The organism is Enterobacter cloacae complex sp. ECL414 (assembly GCF_021869685.1).
Lineage (GTDB): Bacteria > Pseudomonadota > Gammaproteobacteria > Enterobacterales > Enterobacteriaceae > Enterobacter > Enterobacter kobei.
The window spans coordinates 2,332,121-2,353,054 of sequence record NZ_CP091481.1 but is presented as its reverse complement, the minus strand read 5'-3'; the positions used below and the strand labels follow the sequence as shown (position 1 = coordinate 2,353,054).

Genomic DNA, 20,934 nt, shown 5'->3' with positions numbered 1-20,934 from the left:
CTTATCTCTCCCGCAGCGCTTCTTTCGCTTTGTTGAGCGGCTTCAACAGATAATCAAGAATGGTTTTACTCCCGGTTTTGATATCCACCGTCGCAATCATCCCCGGAAAGACCGGAAATTCCTTACCTTGCTTATTGGTCAGATGGTTACTGTCGGTGCGGATATAAACGCGGTAGTAGTAGACATCCCTTTTCACCTCATCCTGCAAAGTATCCGGTGAAATCATGGTCACTTCCCCTTCCAGCCCACCGTAAATGGAGTAGTCATAGGCCGTCACTTTTACCAGCGCTTTCTGGCCGGGATGGATAAATGCCACGTCGCGCGGGGAGATTTTTGCCTCAACCACCATCTGATCGTCCAGCGGCACCAGGCTCATCAGCTTGCCATTCGGCGGGATAACGCCTCCCACGGTCGTCACGTCAATATCCTTCACGATGCCACGCACCGGCGCATTGAAGGTCAGCCGGGTCAGGGAATCCTCACGTCCTTTCATCACCGAACGCTGAGCTTCAATTTCCGCGTTGGCTTTTGCCAGTTCTTCACGGGCGCGAACGTAATACTGGTTTTTCATCTCGGTGATTTTATTCTCAAGCTCATTTTTTTGACGCTCAAGACGTAACACCTCCACCTTGCTGGCCGCCCCCTGGGTCACCAGCGGACGGGTTAACGACAGTTCACGCTGCACCAGTTCAGCCCCCTGACGCAGGCCGGCCAGCCCTTTTTCCAGGCTTTCGCGACGGGACTGATAGAGCGCCGTCTCTTGTTTGACCAGTTCAACGTCGTCATCCAGTTCTTCGGGAAAAATCAGCGCCGTGTCGTTGACCTCGGCCTTCAGGCGCGCCGCCGTTGCCAGCGCGGCATTCAGACGGGACTCACTCTCCAGCACGCTGGACTCGGTTTTTGTCCGGTCTAACTGCGCAAGCTGCTGACCGCGTTCGACAATGTCGCCTTCGCGCACCATCAGGCTGTGAATAATGCCCCCTTCCAGGGACTGAATCACCTGCTCATGCGAAGACGGAATCACCTTGCCGCTGCCGGTGGTGACTTCATCAAGCTCGAACAGGCTCGCCCAGGCGATAAATACCGCCAGCAGGGCGAACAGCGCCCATGCCACCAGCGACGACCTTGGCAGGCGTGGCTCTTTCAGACGGCTATTAAAACGGGTTAAATCATTCATGCCACACCCTCCTCAGCAACCGCCGCCGCTTTCATGGTCACGGTGCGCTGCGCGGCTTTTGGCGTCGCCATACCGTGCTGATGCAGGATCGCGTCGCGCGGGCCGTCCATCACCACCTTGCCGTTTTCCAGCACAATGATGCGGTCAACCAGGTCCAGAATTGGCAGGCGGTGGGTGGCCACCACCAGCGTCCGGCGCTTGCCCAGCCACTGGTGAAGATGCTGAATAAACTGCTTCTCGCTCACTTCATCCAGCCAGGCGGTAGGCTCATCCAGCAGCAAAATCGTCGGAGAAGTGATCAGCGCGCGCGCCAGCAGCAGCGCCTGACGCTGCCCGCCGGACAGCCCCGTGCCGCCTTCATTGATAAGGGTGTTCAGCCCCATTTTCTGCTTGCGCACAAACTCCAGCGCGCCGCTGTTCACCAGCGCCTGATGAATTTCTTCGTCAGTCGCCAGTGGGTTACCCATCAGGATATTGTCCCGCACGGAGCCAAAGAACAGCCGCGCCTGCTGGCTGAGCAACTGCATGTCGCGACGCAGATCGGCCGGGTCCAGATGGTTAAGCGCGATATCGTCCAGCAGGATGCTGCCCTGCTGCGGCTCCTGCATGCCCGCCAGAAGTTGCAGCAGCGTGCTTTTGCCGGAGCCATTTCGGCCAAGCACCGCCACGCGCTCCCCGGCACGGATCTGTAGCTTGCTGATGTTAAGCACGCTGAGTTTCTCTTCTTCATCGTAGTAAAACCCGACGTCCTCCAGCACGTAGTCGCCGCGCAGATGGGCTTTATGCACCTTCTTCCCGTGCTGCGGATCGTCAATCGGTCGCTGCATCAGGTCGTCCAGCCCCTTACGGGCCACTTTTGCCGACTGCCAGCGGGAGAGCACGCCTGAGATCTGCGACAGCGGCGCGATGGTGCGCGACGCCAGAATCGAGGTTCCTACCAGCGCACCGGTGGTCATATCCCCGCTGATCACCAGATAACAGCCCACCAGCAGGACTACCGCATAGACGATAGACTGCACTTCCTGGGTCCAGGTCAGCAGCAGGCCCGTCAGCCAGCGCTGCTTCATGCCGACGCTGGCGGCGACATCGTTGGTGTTATTCCACTGGTTCTGGAAACGCTGTTCGGCGCGCATCAGCTTGATGTCCTCAATGCCCTGCACCGCCTCCACCAGCGTGGCGTTACGGATAGCAGATTCGCGCATCCCCTCGCTGGAGAGTTTGCCCAGCGGACGCTGCACCAGCAGGCCCGGAATCAGCAACAGCGGCACGGCGAGCAGCACCACCAGCACCAGCGGGCCGCCGATCATCCACAGAATAAAGACGAACAGCAGGAAGAACGGCAGATCGGAGATCGCCGCAATGGTGGTGGAGGTGATGAGTTCACGCACCGACTCCAGCTCGCGGATCTGCGCAATAAACGAACCGGTTGATTTGGAGCGTGCGCCATTTTTAATCCGCAGCGCGTGGGCAAACACACGCTCTGAAATGCGCAGGTCGGCGCGTTTCCCCACCACGTCAGATATATGCACGCGCAGCATGCGCATGACGAATTCGAAGACAATGGCAATCATGACGCCGCCAAACAGCACCCACAGCGTGGCTTCTGATTGCGACGGTACTACCCTGTCGTACACCTGCATGGAAAAGACCATGCCAGAGAGAGCCAGTACGTTAGCCACCAGCGCCACCAGCATAATGTCGCTATAGCGTCGCCAGTCTTTCAGCGCCAGCTGCCAGAACCAGTTTTTCTCATACGGTTTAATGTAATCGTCCACGCGGGCATCCGGTGTGGACTCCAGCGGGCGCAGCACCAGCAGGGTTTTTAACCGTGTCCCGAGCGCTTCCAGCGTCAGCGTCGTCTCCAGGCCACCGTCTCCGCTAAACTGCAGGCTGACGTTGCCTTCGTTGTCCATGCGGGTAATCACTGCGATTTGTCCGCCGGTGAATTCCGCCAGCAGCGGTAAACGCCACGGATCGAGAGAGACCGCTTCCGCCGCCACTACACGCATCCCCAGCCCTAGCTGGCGCGCCATCTCCTCCAGCACCAGCTGGCGCGGAGACTGACTTTCATGGTTAATCGTGACCCGAACATGTTCCGCGGAAAAGTCCAGCCGATAGTGCTTCGCGATGATCAGCATGCCCTGCAGCCAGGGTTCGTACTGTGGATGTGTCTTCATAATCTCCGGGTTAACGCTATTCGTGTATAGAAATGCCAAAAGGCCGCGGGGATCGCTCCCCGCGGCAGGGTTTTACGCAATTAACAGCTGATGATTTGCCAGCAGCGTCGCCAGATCAGTCTGCACGCCGTTCAGCGTCACCAGAGTGGTTGGCGAGAACTGGCCGCCGGTACCGTCCAGGTCAACCTGGATCTCGGTATTGCTACCGTTTTGCACCACGCGGATGTAATCGGTGATATTGCCCGCGCTACTGTCCAGCGTCGCCACGCCGTTCACATAGCTCGCTGAGCCCGTGCCGGTGTAGCCGCTGTCTGAGAGCAGATCGCGCAGGTCAATACGGTCCGTGTCCGCCGTCCCTTCCCAGGTGCCGACGGTAAAGCCGTTCACCACATCGTGACCGTTACCGCCCGTGGCATCCGACGCGTTGATCAGCTTGTAGAGCAACGTATCGTGACCGCCGCTGCCGATGTTGAAGGTGTCATTCCCGCCGCGGCCTTCGAACCGGTTATCAGCGCTGTTGCCGGTGATAACATCGTCGAAGTCCGAACCGTTAATGCCTTCAATATTCAACAGCCGTGTGGTACCGAAGCCAGTGTCCTGTGCGGTTGAAAGGCGCAGGTCAACGGTCACGCCGGAGGTCGCATTGCGGTAATCCACCACGTCCATCCCACCGGTGTTGCTCCAGGTGTCGTAGTCGGAATGGGTATTCCAGCCGCCGGAGCCGTTATAGGTATAGGTGCCATCTTCTGCAATGAAGGTGTCGTTATACCCGGTCCCGGTGATTGTCCCGCTGTGGCCGCCGGTCGCCGCTTCGGCCGTCAGGACGTAGCCCTCTTTGCCGTTGCCCGCGTCCAGACCGCTCCAGGTGACGTTATCCGACACACCGTTGGTGATCTTCACAATCTCTGCCGAGTAGGTTTCATTCGGATCCAGACCGTAGAAGCTCACCAGCGCAGAGGTATCGTTCGACCCGATACCGGACTGGGCGTTGATGATCTGCGAGGCCACCAGCACGCCTGCGGCGTTATACAGGTTGACCGTGTTGCCGTAGTAAGCGTTGATACCCTCGCTATCGACAATGTGCAGATGCATCGCGGTGCCGTCCGCAATGGTTTTGCTGTTCTGAACCAGCACCACCTTGCCGTTCTGCTGAGACACCAGCAGATCCTTCGCGCCGTCCCAGTTGTAGTCCACCGCGGCCACGCCGGTAGCGTAGGCGATACCGGATGCCAGCTGGCTGGAGTTCCAGGTGGAACCGTACCCGTTGTTGGTGAACAGGGTCGCCGTTTGTGACGCGCCGTAGGTGCTGAGCTTGATGATGTCCATCTGCCCGTCACCGTTCCAGTCCACCGCCACCGACAGATACCCCGCCGACGCGTTAGAGGCTTCCACCGCGCTCTTGGTGGTAGAGAGCTTCCCGGTGCCGTCGTTGTAGTAGATCACCCCGCCGTTGTTGTTGTAGCTGCTGCCCAGGTACAGATCCATGTAGCCATCGCCGTTGAAGTCTGCCCACGTCATGGACGCCGCCGTGGTGGTGTTCGCGGCGTTGACCACAAACACGTTGGTCAGGTTCTGGCCGATAGAGAGCGTGCCGTTGCCGTTGTTGTTGATTACGGTTAACGAGTACGCGCCGCTGCGGTTGGTGTGCTGAACAATATCCACCGTGCCGTCGTTGTTCAGGTCAACGCCGGAGATTTCACGCATGGTGGTGAATTGTCCCCAGAAACCTGCGCCGCCGTTGGTGCCGTCCGGCGACAGAACCCCGTTGTTGTTGATCAGGTACGTAATGGAGTCTGCACCCGCATCGCCGTAGGCCAGATCCAGATAACCATCACCGGTTTTGTCGTACGCAATCACGCCGCCGTACCAGATGGTAGTGCCCATTCCCAGCTGGCTGGCGTTATAGGTGCTACCATCGTAGGTCCACATCACCTGCGTGGATCCCGCGTAGGTGTTCTCCGTGGCGAAAATGTCCTGCGTGCCGTTACGGTCAAAGTCAGCGGCGGTCTGGCTCACCACGTAGTAATTACGGGTGTTGGTCAGCGTATTTCCGGCATAGGTCGAGCTATCGCTGCTGGAGTAAGACTGGCCGTTCGCAATGATATTCCACAGACCGCTGCTGTTCATGCCAAGGGTCATGGTGGAGTTGTTGCTGTTCCCCGCCGTGGTTGCCCAGTCGGTATTCACCGTGGTGGTGTCAATCACCAGACTGCCGGTGGTCGTCCCGGTGGTATTGCCGTTACCCGCGCTGCTCTTCACCTGCGCCGTCACGCTGTAGCTCGCGACGTTCAGCGCATCGCTGTCCGGGATCTGCAGATACCAGGTGTTGTGATCCGGATCGACCACCACCGCACCGCCCGTCTGGGAGGTGTAGGTTTTCCCGTTCACCGTCACCACCAGATACTCACCGTTCACCAGATCGGCGGAGACGGTCCCGCTGACGATCGGCGTGGTATCCGACGTGGTCTGCGCGGTAATCGCCGCCGTGGTGGTCGGTATGCTGGTATCCACGCTCAGCACAAAGCCGTCCGATTCCGTATAGTTACCGGCCTTGTCGGTGACACGCACAATGTAGGTGTGATTGCCATCGCTCAGGCCGTTATCCTGGAAGGACCAGCTTGCGCTGCCGTTCATGGTCACCTGGCCGAGCAAGACGCCATCGCGGTAAAGCTGGACGATCTCGCCGTCGTCCGGGGCGCGGTTGAGCGTCCCGTTGATCACCGGTGAGTTATCGTCAGTGGCGACCGAGCTGCCAAAGGTGCCCGTACGTTCCCCTTCACCGTCGGTATAGCTCACGACCGTTCCCACCGTGGCTGGCGGCGTGGTATCCACCGTCACCACCTGCGATGCGGTAGAGCCCACGTTGCCCGCCTGGTCGATGATCCGCACCTGGTAGGTGTAATCGCCGTCCGCCAGATCGCGGGTATCGGTGTAGCTCCAGCGCTGGTTGGTGACCGTGGCGTCAGACCAGGTATTCCCGCCGTCGAGGCTTATCTGCACGCGCTCGTCGTTTGCCAGCGCGTTGCCCAGCGAGCCGTTAATGGTCAGCGTAGTGTCCATCGTGATGAAATCACTCCCGGACTGACCGGTATCTTCGCTGATGCTGTCGATGGTGATGCCATACTGCGGCGCCTGAGTATCCACCGTCACCGCCTGCGAGGTGGTTGCCCCGACGTTACCCGCCTGGTCAATCACCCGCACCTGGTAGTTATGGCTACCGTCGGTCAGGGTACGCGTATCGCTGTAGCTCCACTGGGTCCCGCTCACGGTGGCATACACCCAGGTGGTGCCGCCATCCATGCTCACCTGAACGAACTCACCCGCCCCCAGCTCTGCGCCAAGCGTGCCGTGCAACGTGTACGAGGTCGAACTGGTCAGGAAGTCATTGTTGTCAAACCCGGTGTCGACGGTAATGTTATCCACGGTCACCGTAATCGCCGCATCCGGGGCGACCGTATCAACGGTCACCTGCTGATGAGCGCTGGCCCCCACGTTGCCCGCCGCATCCACCACGCGAACGTAGTAGTCATAGGTCTGGTTCCCGAGCGTGCGGCTGTCGACGTAGTACCAGCTGTTGCCGGTCACAATCACGTTCTGCCAGGTGACGCCGCCGTCGATGCTGATCTGGGCGTACTCGCCGTCAGCCAGCGTCGCGCCGAGCGAGCCGTGCAGCGTCAGGGACGTATCGTTGGTGATAAAGTCGCTGCTGCTCAGGCCGGTATCGTCGCTGATGCGGTCGATGGCGATGGTTTTGCTGGCGTCCGGCGCGACGGTATCAATCGTCACTACCTGGCTGGTGGTGGCGCTGATATTCCCCGCGTCGTCAATCACGCGCAGCTGGTAGTTGTAATCTCCGTCGGCCAGCGTGCGGCCATCGACATACGTCCAGCTCAGCCCGCTGACGCTGACGTCGGTTCAGGTCAGACCGCCGTCGAGGCTGATCTGCGCGTGGTCACCGCTGCCCAGCGCCGCGCCGAGCGTCCCTTTCAGGCTGATCTGGTTGTCGCTGGTGATGAAGTCACTGTCGGACAGGCCGGTATCCTGGGAAACGGAATCCACGGTAATGGTCGTTGCCGCCGGTTTCGTCAGATCAATGACCACGTCCTGGCTGTCCGTTGACCCCACGTTGCCCGCGTTATCAATCACCCGCACCTGATACTGATAGGTCCCGTCGGTCAGGGTGCGGCCGTCCGTATAACGCCATGTGGTGCCGGTCACGGTCAGGTCAATCCAGGTTGCCCCACCGTCGAGGCTGATCTGCGCCTTCTCGTTATTGCCGAGCTGCGCGGTCAGCGAGCCGTTGACCACGACCTGAGCGTCGTTGGTGATGAAATCACTTGCGCTCAGGCCGGTGTCGTTTTGCAGAGAATCAATGCTGATGCCCATCGACGGCGCGGTGAGATCCACGGTGACGCTGTGGTTATCGCTGCCGCTGTTGCCGATGGTGTTGCTGACCTGCGCATTAATGACGTACGAACCGCCGTCCGCCAGCGCGGTCACGTCTGCGCTTCCGACCGTATAGCGCCAGGTGCCGTCATTCTGAACGGTCGCCGTGTAGGTTTTACCGTTCAGCGTGATGGTCACCGTCTGGCCCGCAGGCGCGTCGGTGGTGCCGCTGATGACCAGCGGCGTGCCGTGTTCGGCAGCGCTGACAATGTCATCATCCGCAAAGGTGTTGATGGTGATAGTTGGGACGTCACCGTTCAGCGTTACGTCGTGCGTTGCGCTGCCCGGGTTACCCGCTTTATCACTCACCGTGGCGGTAATCGCGTACTGCCCGTCACTCAGGCCGAGGAAGTCACGGCCCGGCACGAAGACCGACCACGATCCGTCTGCCCCGACGGTGGCCTGATAGCTGTGCCCGTTGAAGGAGACGATCACCGTCTGGCCCTGTTCCGCCGTGGTGGTACCGCTGATGGTCTGGCCCGCCAGCTGCTCGGCATTGTTAACGATGTCGTCATCGGCCACGGTGCTGATGGTCACGGTCGGCGCGACGGTATCCACCGTTAAGGTGTGCGTCGTCTGACCGCTGTTCCCGGCTTTGTCGTTGACCGAGGCGGTCACCGTCAGCGCCCCCTGGCTCAGCGCGGCCAGATCCGCCACGGGTACGTCCAGCGTCCAGGTGCCGTCGTTGGCCACGGTAGCGGTATAGGTTTTGCCACCCAGCGTCACGGTAACGGTCTGGCCGGCCTCGGCGCTGGAGGCACCGTGAACCGTCAGCGGCTGCTGCGCTTCTGCCGCGTTCAGCACATCGTCACCCGACAGCGTCGCAATGCTTACCACTGGCGCGGTGGTATCTACGCTGATGTCGTGCGTTGCCGAGGCGCTGTTACCCGCGCTGTCCTGCGCCGAAACAGACACCTGATAGCGCGCGCCATCGGCCAGTGCGCCTACGTCGGCGGCCGGGACGGTAGTCGTCCAGGTGCCGTCGCTCTGAATCGTGGCGGTGTAGGTCTTGCCGTTCAGGGTCACGGTCACCGGCGTACCGCTGGCAAACTGGGCGCTGGAGCCATTAATCACCAGCGCATTACCCGCTTCTGCCGCGTTGATAACGTCATCGCCGCTGAGGGTATTTACCGTCAACGCCACGGAGGCGGTGTTGACCACCACGTCGTGCGTCTGGGTGCTGCTGTTACCCGCGCTGTCGGTAATGGTTGCGCTCAGCGTCACTGTGCCGTCGCTCAGCGCGGAAATCACGCTGGCCGGCACGCCCACGCTCCAGTTGCCGCTGGCGTCAACGGTGGTGGTGTACTGGTTCGAACCCAGCGTAATGACCACTTTATCCCCGACGTTCGCGCCGGTTGCCGTGCCGCTGACGATCTGCGCCTGTCCGTGTTCCACGCTGTTGATCACGTCATCGCCCGCCACAACGTTAACGCTGACGGTCGGTGGCGTGGTATCAAGCGTAATCGCTTTACCCGCGCTGCCCGGGTTACCCGCCGCGTCGCTCACGCTGACCTGCACGGTATAGCCATTATCCGCCAGTGCGGAGAGATCGGTGCCCGACACGTTGACGCTCCAGATACCGCCCTGCTGCACCTGCGCGGTGTAGCTCTTACCGCCCAACGTCACGGTAACCGTCTGCCCGGCTTCCGCGGTGGTGGTACCGGAGATGGCCACGCCTGCGGACGCTTCGCTGGCGTTGATCACGTTATCGCCCGCGACCGTATCAATGGTGACGGCTGGCGCGGTGGCATCCACGCTGTACTCGCGGCCCGCAGAGGCGCTGTTGCCGTTCACGTTAGTCACGCTCACCTGCACGCTGGCATCGCCGTCTTTGAGGCCCGCCAGATCTGCGGAAGGCACGGTAGCCGTCCAGTTGCCGTCGGCATCCACTTTCGCGCTGTACGTCTTCCCGGCGAAGGTGATGGTAACGGTCTGGTTTTCCTCAACGTTCGACGTGCTGCCTGAAAGCACCAGATCCGCGCCTTTCTCCGCCGCGTTAATCACGTCGTCGGTAGCAATCGCATCAATGCTGATGGCGACCGCGGCCAGATCCACGTTCACATCGTGGCTGATGGAGACCGGGTTACCCGCGGTGCTTTGGCCTGCCACGGTAACGGTGATCGTGCCTGCTGCCAGCGCACCCACGTCTGCCGCCGGGATTGCCGCGCTCCAGGTACCGTCTGCCAGCACGGAGGCGGCATACGTTTTGCCGTTGACGGTCACGGTGAGCGTGGTCCCCACCGCCAGCCCGTCGCTGGAACCGGTAACGATCAGGTTCTGACCGTGTTCGATGCTGTTGATCACGTCGTCACCCGCGACGGTATCAACGCGCAGGCCCGGCAGGTTAGCGTCTATAACGATTTCGCGCTCGCCCGCCCCGGTATTGCCGTGGCCGTTGGTCACGGTCGCTGACACCGTCAAATCGCCGTTGCCCAGCGCCGTCAGAACAGACTCCGGCACGTTCACGGACCAGGTCAGATCGTTCTGCACCGTCGCGGTGTAGCTGTTGCCGCCAAGGGTCACGGTAACGATATTGCCCGCCTCCGCGTTCGTCACGCTGCCGCTGATGGTCTGGCCTGCAGCCACTTCCGCCGCGTTAATAATGTTATCGCCCGCCACGGTGTTGATAGTGACCGTTGGCAGCGCGGTATCCACCAGCAGGTTCGCGGTGTTGCTGACGCTGTTGCCCACGCCGTTGGTCGCCGTCGCGCTCAGGGTGTAATTGGCCTGACCGAGACCCGCCAGATCTGCCGCCGGAACGGTCAGGCTCCAGCTGCCGTCCGCCGCCGTGGTGGCGGTGTACTGCTTGCCGTTCAGGGTCACGGTGACCACGGTACCTTCTGCCAGGTTGGCGCTGGTGCCGCCGACGCTCAGGTCCTGGCCTTTCTCCACCGCGTTCAGCACGTTGTCGCCGCTGAGGGTGTTGAAGCCGACCGACGGCAGGCCGGTATCGACGGCCACGTTATGGCTGCCGGTGCCGGTATTGCCTGCGGCATCGGTGACTGACGCCGTGACGGTTACGGTGCCGTCGCTGAGGCCGGAAATCACGCTCGCCGGTACGCCCACGCTCCAGTTGCCCGCCGCGTCCAGCACGGTGATGTACGTCTGGCCGCCGAGGGTAACGGTGACCTTATCGCCCGCTGCCGCCCCGGTGGCGGAACCGCTGATAATCTGCGCCTGAGCGTGCTCCGCGATGTTAATCACGTCGTCGCCCGCCACGGTGTTGATGGTGACCGCTGGCACGGTGATATCTACCGTCAGGTTATGGTCAACGGAAGCAGGGTTACCCGCTTTGTCGCTCACGGACGCGGTCACGGTCACGCTGCCGTCGCCGAGCGCCGCAACATCCGCCGCCGGAACGTTCAGCGTCCAGCTCCCGTCCGCGCTGACGGTTGCGGTGTAGTCTTTACCGTTCAGCGACACGGTGACCGTCTGGCCCGCTTCGGCGGTGCTGGTGCCGGACACGGTCAGATCGCTCTTCGCTTCGGCCGCATTGAGAATGTCGTCACCCGCGATCGTGTTGATGGTCACGGACGGCGCGGTGGCGTCCACGCTGTACTCGCGGCCCGCCGAGGCGCTGTTGCCGTTAACGTTTGTGACGCTCACCTGCACGCTGGCGTCGCCGTCCTTAAGGTGTGCCAGATCCGCGGACGGTACGGTATACGTCCAGTTGCCGCTGTCATCAACGGTAGTGGTGTAGATCTTGCCGTTCAGGCTCAGGGTCACGGTCTGCCCGGCTTCCACGTTGGTGGTCGCACCGGACAGCACCAGGTCTGCCCCTTTCTCCGCCGCATTGATCACGTCGTCGGTGGCGATGGCGTTGATGCTGATGGCAACGGTCGCCAGATCCACCGTCACGTCGTGGCTGATGCTAATCGTGTTACCCGCCGCGCTGTCGCCGGTGACGCTGATTTTCACGCTGCCTTCCGGCCACGCGCTCACGTCGGCAGACGGGATCGCCGCGCTCCAGGTGCCGTCCGCCAGCACCGTAGCCGCATAATCTTTGCCGTTAACGGTGACGGTCAGCGCCGTGCCCGCCGCCAGTCCGTCGCTGGATCCAGTGACGATCAGGTTTTGCGCATGTTCGATGCTGTTGACCACGTCGTCGCCCGCGACGGTATCGACGCGCAGGCCCGGCAGGTTAGCGTCTATAACGATTTCGCGTTCGCCGGAACCGGTGTTGCCGTGGCCGTTGGTCACGGTCGCCGTCACGCTCAGGCTGCCGTTGCCCAGCGCGGTCAGCACGTCAGACGGTACGTTTACGGACCAGCTCAGATCGTTCTGTACCGTCGCGGTGTAGGTATTGCCGCCAAGGGTGATGGTCACGGTGTTACCCGCTTCGGCATTCGCCACGGTACCGCTCAGGGTTTGCCCGGCCGCCACTTCCGCCGCGTTAATAACGTTATCGCCCGCCACGGTGTTGATGGTGACGGTCGGCAGCGCAGTATCCACCAACAGGTTCGCGGTGTTGCTGACGCTGTTGCCCACGCCGTTGGTCGCCGTCGCGCTCAGGGTGTAGTTGGCCTGACCGAGACCCGCCAGATCCGCTGCCGGAACGGTCAGGCTCCAGCTGCCGTCCGCCGCCGTGGTGGCCGTGTAGTTTTTACCGTTGAGGGTCACGGTCACCACGGTGCCTTCCGCGAGGTTAGCGCTGGTGCCGCTGACGCTCAGATCCTGACCTTTCTCCACCGCGTTCAGCACGTTGTCGCCGCTGAGGGTGTTGAAGCCGACCGACGGCAGGCCGGTATCGACGGTCACGTTATGGCTGCCGGTGCCGGTATTGCCTGCGGCATCGGTGACTGACGCCGTGACGGTTACGGTGCCGTCGCTGAGGCCGGAAATCACGCTCGCCGGTACGCCCACGCTCCAGTTGCCCGCCGCGTCCAGCACCGTGGTGTACGTCTGGCCGCCGAGGGTGACGGTGACCTTATCGCCCGCTGCCGCCCCGGTGGCGGAACCGCTGATAATCTGCGCCTGAGCGTGCTCCGCGATGTTAATCACGTCGTCGCCCGCCACGGTGTTGATGGTGACCGCTGGCACGGTGATATCTACCGTCAGGTTATGGTCAACGGAAGCAGGGTTACCCGCTTTGTCGCTCACGGACGCGGTCACGGTTACGCTGCCGTCGCCAAGCGCCGCAACATCCGCCGCCGGAACGTTCAGCGTCCAGCTGCCGTCCGCGCTGACGGTTGCGGTGTAGTCTTTACCGTTCAGCGACACGGTGACCGTCTGGCCCGCTTCGGCGGTGCTGGTGCCGGACACGATCAGGTCACTCTTCGCTTCGGCCGCATTCAGAATGTCGTCACCCGCGATCGTGTTGATGGTCACGGACGGCGCGGTGGCGTCCACGCTGTACTCTCGGCCCGCCGACGCGCTGTTGCCGTTCACGTTAGTGACGCTCACCTGTACGCTGGCGTCGCCGTCTTTCAGACCTGCCAGATCGCCCGCTGGCACCGTGGCGGTCCATTTACCCTCAGCATCCACCGTGGCGGTATAATTCTTGCCGCCAAAGGTAATGGTGACAGTCTGGTTTGCTTCCACGTTCGAGGTGGTGCCGGAGAGCACCAGATCCGCGCCCTTCTCGGCCGCGTTAATCACATCGTCTGAGGCGATGGCATCAATGCTGATGGCAACGGTCGCCAGGTCCACCGTCACATCGTGATTAATGGAAACCGGATTACCCGCACCGTTCTGGCCTGCCACGGTAACGGTCACCGTGCCTGCCGCCAGGGCACCCACGTCCGCCGCGGGGATCGCCGCACTCCAGGTGCCGTCAGCCAGGACGGTCGCCGGGTAGGTTTTATTGTTCACGGTGACGGTCAGCGCCGTGCCCGCCGTCAGCCCGTCGCTTGTACCCGTAATAATCAGGTTTTGATTATGTTCGATGCTGTTGATCACATCGTCGCCCGCGACGGTATCGACGCGCAGCCCAGGCAGGTTAGCGTCGATAGTGATATCGCGCTCAGCGGAGCCGCTGTTACCCACGCCGTTGGTTACGCTGGCAGATACGGTCAACTCGCCGTTGCCCAGCGCTGTCAGTTCGGCTTGCGTCACGTTAACGGACCAGGTGAGATCGCTCTGGACCGTCGCGGTATACGTTTTGCCTCCGAGTGTCACGGTAACCGTGTTGCCTGCTTCGGCATTGACTACCGAGCCGCTGATGCTCTGGCCTGCCGCCAGTTCAGCCGCGTTAATGACGTCATCGCCCGCCACGGTGTTGATAATGACACCCGGCAGAACGGACTCGACATTCACGGTATGAGAGGTACTGGTGCTGTTGCCAACGCCGTCCGTTGCTGACGCGGTAACGGTGTAAAGCGCTTCACCCAGTTGACCGACCTGATCCGCCGGAACCGTGGTCGTCCATTTACCGTTAGCGTCCACCGTTGCGCCGTACGCTTTGCCGTTGAGCATCACGGTCACCGCCGCGCCTGCCGCCAGGCCGGAAGCCGTACCGGAGATCGTCAGATCCTGGGTTTTCTCTGAACTGTTGATCACATCGTCACCGGAAACGGTGTCAATGGTCAGCACCGGCGCGCTCAGGTTTACCTCCACGCTGTGTGTGGTGCTGTTACTGTTGCCCGCTTTATCGGTCAGCGCCGCGGTGATGGTGTAATCTCCCGCGGTCAACGCGGTCACATCCGCCGCCGGTACGCCCACGCTCCAGTTGCCGGAGGCATCCAGAGTGGCTGTGTATGATTTTTTGTTGATCGTCACGGTGACCACATCACCCGCCGCCGCGCCGGACACAGAACCGGTGACAATCAGCGCCTGCGCATGTTCGGCGCTGTTGATCACATCGTCGTCGGATACGGTGTGGATGGTCAGCTGTGGAACGGTGGTATCAACCAGCACGTCGCGATCGGCAGAGGCCGGGTTGCCCGCTTTATCCGCGACGGCGGCGCTGACGGTGTAGTTACCGTCAGCAATCGCGCCCAGATCCGCAGACGGCACGGTTACGCTCCAGCTGCCGTTTGCCGCTACGGTGGTGGTGTAGTCTTTACCGTTCAGCGTGACCGTCACCGTCTGGCCCGCTTCGGCGTTGGTCACGCCATTAATGACCAGATCCTGCTGCGCTTCGGCCGCATTGATGATGTTGTTGTCGCTGATGATGTCAATCGAGACCGCCGGCGCCGTCGCGTCCACGCTGTACTCACGGCCAGCCGACGCGCTGTTGCCGTTCACGTTGGTCACGCTCACCTGTACGCTGGCGTCGCCGTCTTTCAGGCTGCCCAAATCGGCAGACGGTACGGTGGTCGTCCAGTTGCCGCTGGCATCGACCGTCGCGGTGTACGACTTGCCGCCGAAGGTGATGGTGACGGTCTGGTTAGCTTCCACATTGGTGGTGGAGCCGGACAGGACCAGGTCCGCGCCTTTTTCCGTCGCGTTAATCACGTCGTCGGTGGCAATCGGGTTAATGCTGATGGCAACTGCGGCCAAATCTACCTTCACGTCGTGGCTGATGGTGACCGGCGTGCCCGCCGTGCTCTGGCCGTCAACCGTTACGGTGACCGTGCCTGCGCCCAGCGCGCTAACGTCTGCCGCCGGGATCGCCGCCGCCCAGGTGCCGTCTGCCAGCACGGTTGCCGCGTAGGTTTTTCCGTTGACGGTTACCGTGAGTGCCGAACCGGCTGCCAGGCCATCGCTTGACCCGGTGATAATCAGGTTTTGCGCATGTTCGATGCTGTTAATCACATCGTCGCCCGCGACGGTATCGACGCGCAGACCGGGCAGGCTGGCATCGATGGTGATGTCGCGCTCGCCGGTGCCGGTATTGCCATGGCCGTTGGTGACGCTGGCGGACACCGTCAGATCGCCGTTACCGATGGCGGTTAAGACCGTGGACGGTACGTTGACCGACCAGCTCAGGTCGTCCTGTACCGTGGCGGTGTAGATGTTGCCACCGATGGAAATAGTGACAGTGTCACCGCTCACTGCCCCGCTCACTTTCCCGCTCAGGGTCTGGCCTGCGGCGACCTCTGCCGCATTAATCACATCATCCGTGGCGACAGGATTAATGGTCACCACCGGGAGCGCGCTGTCGACCACAACGCTGTGGCTGGTACTCGCGCTGTTACCTGCCGCGTCGGTCACGTTTGCCGTCACGGCGTAGCTCGCTTCGCCCAGCGCCGAGACGTTTGCCGCCGGTACGGTGACGCTCCAGTTGCCGCTGGCGTCCGTGATGGCGGTGTAAATGATGCCGTTCAGGGTCACCGTAATGGTGGTGCCGTCCGGCTGGTTACTGCTGCCGGAAACCAGCAGATCCTGGCCTTTTTCGGCCGCGTTGATCACGTCGTCAACCGCCAGGGTATTGATGGCAATCACCGGCGCGGTCAGGGAGACCTCAACGTCATGCGTTGCGGTGGTGCTGTTACCCGCTTTATCGGTGAGTGTCGCCGCGATCGTCTGATTGCCGTTCACCAGCGCGCCCACGTCCGTTGCCGGAACGCCCACGCTCCAGCTCCCGGACGCATCCAGCATTGCGGTGTAGTCTTTCCCGTTCAGGGTCACCGTGATGACATCCCCCGCCTGCGCGCCCGTCACCTTACCGGAGACGATCAGCGCCTGACCGTGCTCAGCAATGTTCACGATGTCATCGCCCGCGACGATGTTGAAGCTAATCTGTGGCACGGTGGTATCCACCAGAACGGAGGCATCCGCGCTTGTCGGGTTACCGGCTTTATCGGAAACCGATGCCGTGACCGTGGCGTTACCGTCGCTGATGCCTGCCAGATCCGCCGCCGGCACGTTGAGTGTCCAGCTGCCGTCCGCCTGCACCTGCGCGGTGTACTGCTTGCCGTTGAACGAGACCGTCACCGTCTGGCCGGCTTCGGCCGTGGTGGAGCCGCTCAGGGTCAAATCCTGCCCCGCCTCAGCCGCGTTGAGCATATTGTCATTGCTGATGGTGTTGATGCTGACCGTTGGCGCAGTGGTATCGACGCTGAATTCCTGCGCGGACGATGCCGCGTTGCCGTTCGCGTTGGTGACGTTAACCTGCACGCTGGCGTCGCCGTCTTTCAGGCCGCTCAGATCGGCTGCCGGTACGGTATACGTCCAGTCGCCGTTGGCATCCACGGTCGTGGTCCAGGTTTTACCCGCAAAGGTAATGGTCACGGTCTGACCCGCTTCCACATTGGAGGTGGTGCCGGAAAGCAGCAGATCCTGACCTTTTTCCGCCGCGTTGAGCACATTATCGTCGGTCACGCTGCTGATAGTGATGGCGACAGGCGCGAGATCGACATCCACAACGGTGCCAATATTCACCGGGTTGCCGGAGGTATCCTGTGCGCTTGCCTTGATATCGAGCGAACCGTCCGCCCACTGCGACACATCCGCGGCCGGGATCGCCGCCTTCCAGGTGCCGTCCGCCAGCACGGTGGCGAAATAGTTGCTGCCGTTAATGGTTACCGTGACGGTGCTGCCCGCGACCAGATCGGTGCTGGAGCCGGACACAATCAGGTTTTGACCGTGTTCGATGATGTTAATCACGTCATCGCCCGCCACGGTGTCAATACGCAGTCCAGGAAGCTGGGCGTCGATGGTGAAGTCCAGAGAGGATGAGCCGGTATTACCGTGGGCGTTGGTGACGCTGGCTGACAGCGTCAAATCGCCATTGCCGAGCGCGGTTAACTGGCCCTCGCTTAACGGCAGGCTCCAGGTGAGATCGTCCTGCACGGTGGCCGTGTATGTCTGGCCGCCAAGGATAATCGTGACAGTGTCACCTGGCGCCGCGTGAGTCACTTTACCGGTCAGGGTTTGCCCTGCCGCAACCTCCGCTGCGTTAACGATATTATCGCCCGCCAGGGTATTGATCGTCACAACCGGCAGCGAACTGTCCACCAGCACATCGTGACTTGCAGAGGCGCTGTTGCCCACGCTGTCGGTCACGTTCGCCGTCACGGTGTAATGCGCTTCGCCCAGCGCACCTACCGCCGTCGCCGGTACGATGACGCTCCAGTTACCGCTGGCATCGGCAATAGCCGTGTAGTCGATGCCGTTCAGGGTGACGGTGATACGGGTTCCTTCCGGCTGGTTGCTGGTACCAGAGAGTTGCAGATCCTGACCTTTCTCGGTCGCATTGATCACGTCATCTGCTGCCAGGGTATTAATACCGATGACCGGCGTCACGGTATTCACCACCACATCCAGCGAACTGCTTCCGGTATTACCGGACCTGTCGGTCACGGAGACGTCGATGGTCCAGGTACCGTCGGCCAGCCCCTGTACCACGGACGCTGGCAGACCGAGGCTCCAGTTGCCCGCCGCATCCACCACGGTGGTGTAATCCACATTGTTGATGGTGATGGTCACCCGGTCGCCCGCTGCCGCGCCGGTCACGGAGCCGCTCAGGATCTGCGCCTGAGAATGGGCAAGCTGGTTAATGGTGTTGGTGGCGGTGACAAAGTCGTTGATAGTCACCTGGGGCACGGTTGCGTCTACCAGACCGACGCGATCGGCGCTGCTGGTGTTACCCGCCACGTCGCTCACGCTGGCCGTCACGGTCACGATACCGTCGGCCAGAGCGCCAACGTCAGCCGCCGGAACGCTCAACTGCCAGGTACCGTCCGTCTGGACCGTGGTCTGGTACGTTTTGCCGTTCAGCGTTACGGTGACCGTCTGGCCCGATTCTGCCGTGCTGCTGCCGCTTAAGACTAAATCCTGCTGCGCTTCGGCCGCATTAATGATGTTATCCGCGGTCAGGTTATCGAGGGTAATCGCTGGCGGCAGGGTATCCACCGTGACCACGCGCGACGCGTCGGCAGTGTTACCGTTGATGTTGGTGACGCTGACGCTCACCTGTGCGCGACCGTCGATCAGCGTGTCCATCGCGTTGGCCGGTACGGTCAGGCTCCAGGAGCCATCCTGCTGCACCTGGGCGGTGAAGGTCTGGTCGGCGAATTTCACCACCACGGTCTGCCCCGCTTCCACGCCCTGCGTCTGGCCGGACAGGGTTAAATCGCTGCCTTTTTCTGTCGCGTTGAGCATGTCATCGCTGGAGACGGTATCAATGGTGACCGCCACGGCGTTGAGGTCGAGTTCAATCGGGTGTTCTGCCGAAACGGTGTTGTTCCAGGCATCTTTCGCGCTGACGTTGACCGTCACCTCGCCCGCCGTCCAGGCCTGAAGATCCGCCGCCGGAACGCCAATCTGCCAGTTGCCGCTGGCGTTAACCGCGGTGACGTACTCGACGTTATTGATGGTAACGACAATCTGTGTGCCCGCAGCCAGATGGGTGCTGGCACCGGTGACGGTCAGATCGTGCTGCTGTTCGATGGCGTTGATCACGTCATCGCCGGAAATGGTGTTCACGCGCAGACCCGGCAACTGAGCGTTGATGTTGATATCACGCTCGCCGGTGCCGGTATTACCGTGCCCGTTGGTTACCGATGCGGTGAAGGTTAAATCACCATCGCCGAACGCCTGAAGATCCGCCGACGGAATGGTGACGCTCCAGGTGAGATCGCTGCCTACCGTGGCGCTGTAGCTCTTACCGCCCACGGTAACAGACACCGTATCGCCCGCCGCCGCGCCGGTAACGCGACCGCTGAGGGTTTGATCCACGCCCGCTTCGGCGTTATTGACCAGGTTGTCGCCTGCAAAGGTGTTGATAATGACCTGCGGCAGCACGGTATCCACCAGCAGATTCGCTTCGGCAGAACCGCTGTTGCCCACGCTGTCGGTGCCGCTAACGGTAACGGTGTAAAGCGTGTTCGCCAGATTCAACACGTCGGAAACCGGCACCTGGATGGACCAGATACCGTTTTCGACGGTGGCCGGATAATTCACGTTATTCAGCGTGACGGTGATGGCGCTGCCGTCAGGCAGATTGCTGGTGCCGGACAGGCTCAGCGGCTGCATCGCCTCCTGGGCATTCAGCACGTTATCCTGGCTGATGGCGTCAATCGTGAATTCCGGCGGGTTGCCGCTCAGCGTGATGCCGTGCGTGGCGCTGCTGGTGTTGCCTGCCGCATTGGTCACGGACACCGAAAGGGTGTGGTGGCCTTCTCCCAGCGCACCCACAACGGACGCCGGGACGCCTACGCTCCAGCTGCCGTCTGCCAGTACCACGCCGGTGAAGGTCTTACCGCCCACGGTCACGGTCACCACATCGCCTGCGGCGGCACCGCTCGCCTGGCCGGAGATAATCTGTGCCTGGCCCTGCTCGCTGGTATTGAGAATATCATCGCCCGCCACGGTGTGAATGGTAATGACCGGCGCCGCAGTATGAACCGAGAAATCTGCCGTCGCTGATGTACCGTTACCCGCTTTGTCACTGACGTTCACCGTCAGGGTGTGGTTGCCCTCACTGAGAGCCTGCACCTCGCTGGCGGCAAGTGTGACGGACCAGGTGCCATCGCTGCCCACCGTGGCGTTATAGTTTTTGCCGTTCAGCGTTACCGTCACAATTTGTCCGGCTTCCGCGTTGGTTTTACCGGTCAGCGTCAGCGGCTGGTTGTGCTCGGCGGCATTGATGATATTGTCCTGCGCGAGCGTATCGACAGAGAGCGTTGGCGCAGCGGTATCCACGCCAATCGTCTGGCTTCCGCTCACGGTATTCCCCGCCGCGTCTTTGCCGCTCACGTTGACCGTCCAGGTGCCATCGCCCAGCGCCTGCGCGTCTGCCGCTGGCACTTTTACGCTCCACGCGCCGTTGGCCCCCACTTCCGCCGTGTAGGTTTTACCGTTCAGCGTCACGGAAACGTCGGTTCCCTTCGCCAGATGCTGGCTGCTGCCGGACAGCGTAAAACCGGCAGACTGCTCGCTGGCGTTTATCACGTTGTCACCCGCCGTTGTCGCCAGCGTAATCGAGGCCTCGGCCGTGGAGACGGTTACCGTGATGCTGCCTGCAGAGGTGGTTTTGCTGCCGTCGATCTGCACGACCGACCACGTATGCTCTCCGTCAGACTGGGTCGGGAGTTTTACCGTCCAGGTGCCGTCTTTACCCACCATCGCGCTGGCAATGGTGCTTCCGCTGCTGTCTTTGATCTGAATGGTCGCGCCCGGTTGGCCGCTACCGCTAAAGGTCGGGGTGTTATCGTCCGTGATCGCGTTCGCGCTCAGCACACCCTGCTTGTCACCCACCTTGTCCGACAGCAAAAAGGTCGGCGTGGCACTTTCCACTTCTTTGGTGTT

The 20,934-nt window shown here is 61.5% G+C and carries 2 protein-coding genes and 1 pseudogene; all 3 read right to left on the bottom strand.

Translation table 11 applies throughout. From position 1 onward, the window contains the following. Position 1: 1 nt before the first annotated feature. Positions 2–1,177, bottom strand: a complete 1,176-nt coding sequence (locus L3068_RS11390; protein ID WP_023330375.1) for an HlyD family type I secretion periplasmic adaptor subunit — start codon at positions 1,175–1,177, stop codon at positions 2–4. After that, the gene (locus L3068_RS11385; protein ID WP_014883769.1) at positions 1,174–3,354 is read right to left on the bottom strand and encodes a type I secretion system permease/ATPase; all 2,181 of its coding nucleotides are present in this window, start codon (positions 3,352–3,354) and stop codon (positions 1,174–1,176) included. The genes L3068_RS11390 and L3068_RS11385 overlap by 4 nt, the downstream gene beginning before the upstream one ends. Before the next feature lie 72 nt (positions 3,355–3,426). Then, a pseudogene (locus tag L3068_RS11380) lies at positions 3,427–20,895 on the bottom strand (Ig-like domain-containing protein); the annotation flags it as partial. Positions 20,896–20,934 lie beyond the last annotated feature (39 nt).

Coding starts and splice junctions, on each gene's coding strand:
- L3068_RS11390 (WP_023330375.1), bottom strand. CDS start 1,177: ATGAATGATTTAACCCGTTTTAATAGCCGTCTGAAAGAGCCACGCCTG.
- L3068_RS11385 (WP_014883769.1), bottom strand. CDS start 3,354: ATGAAGACACATCCACAGTACGAACCCTGGCTGCAGGGCATGCTGATC.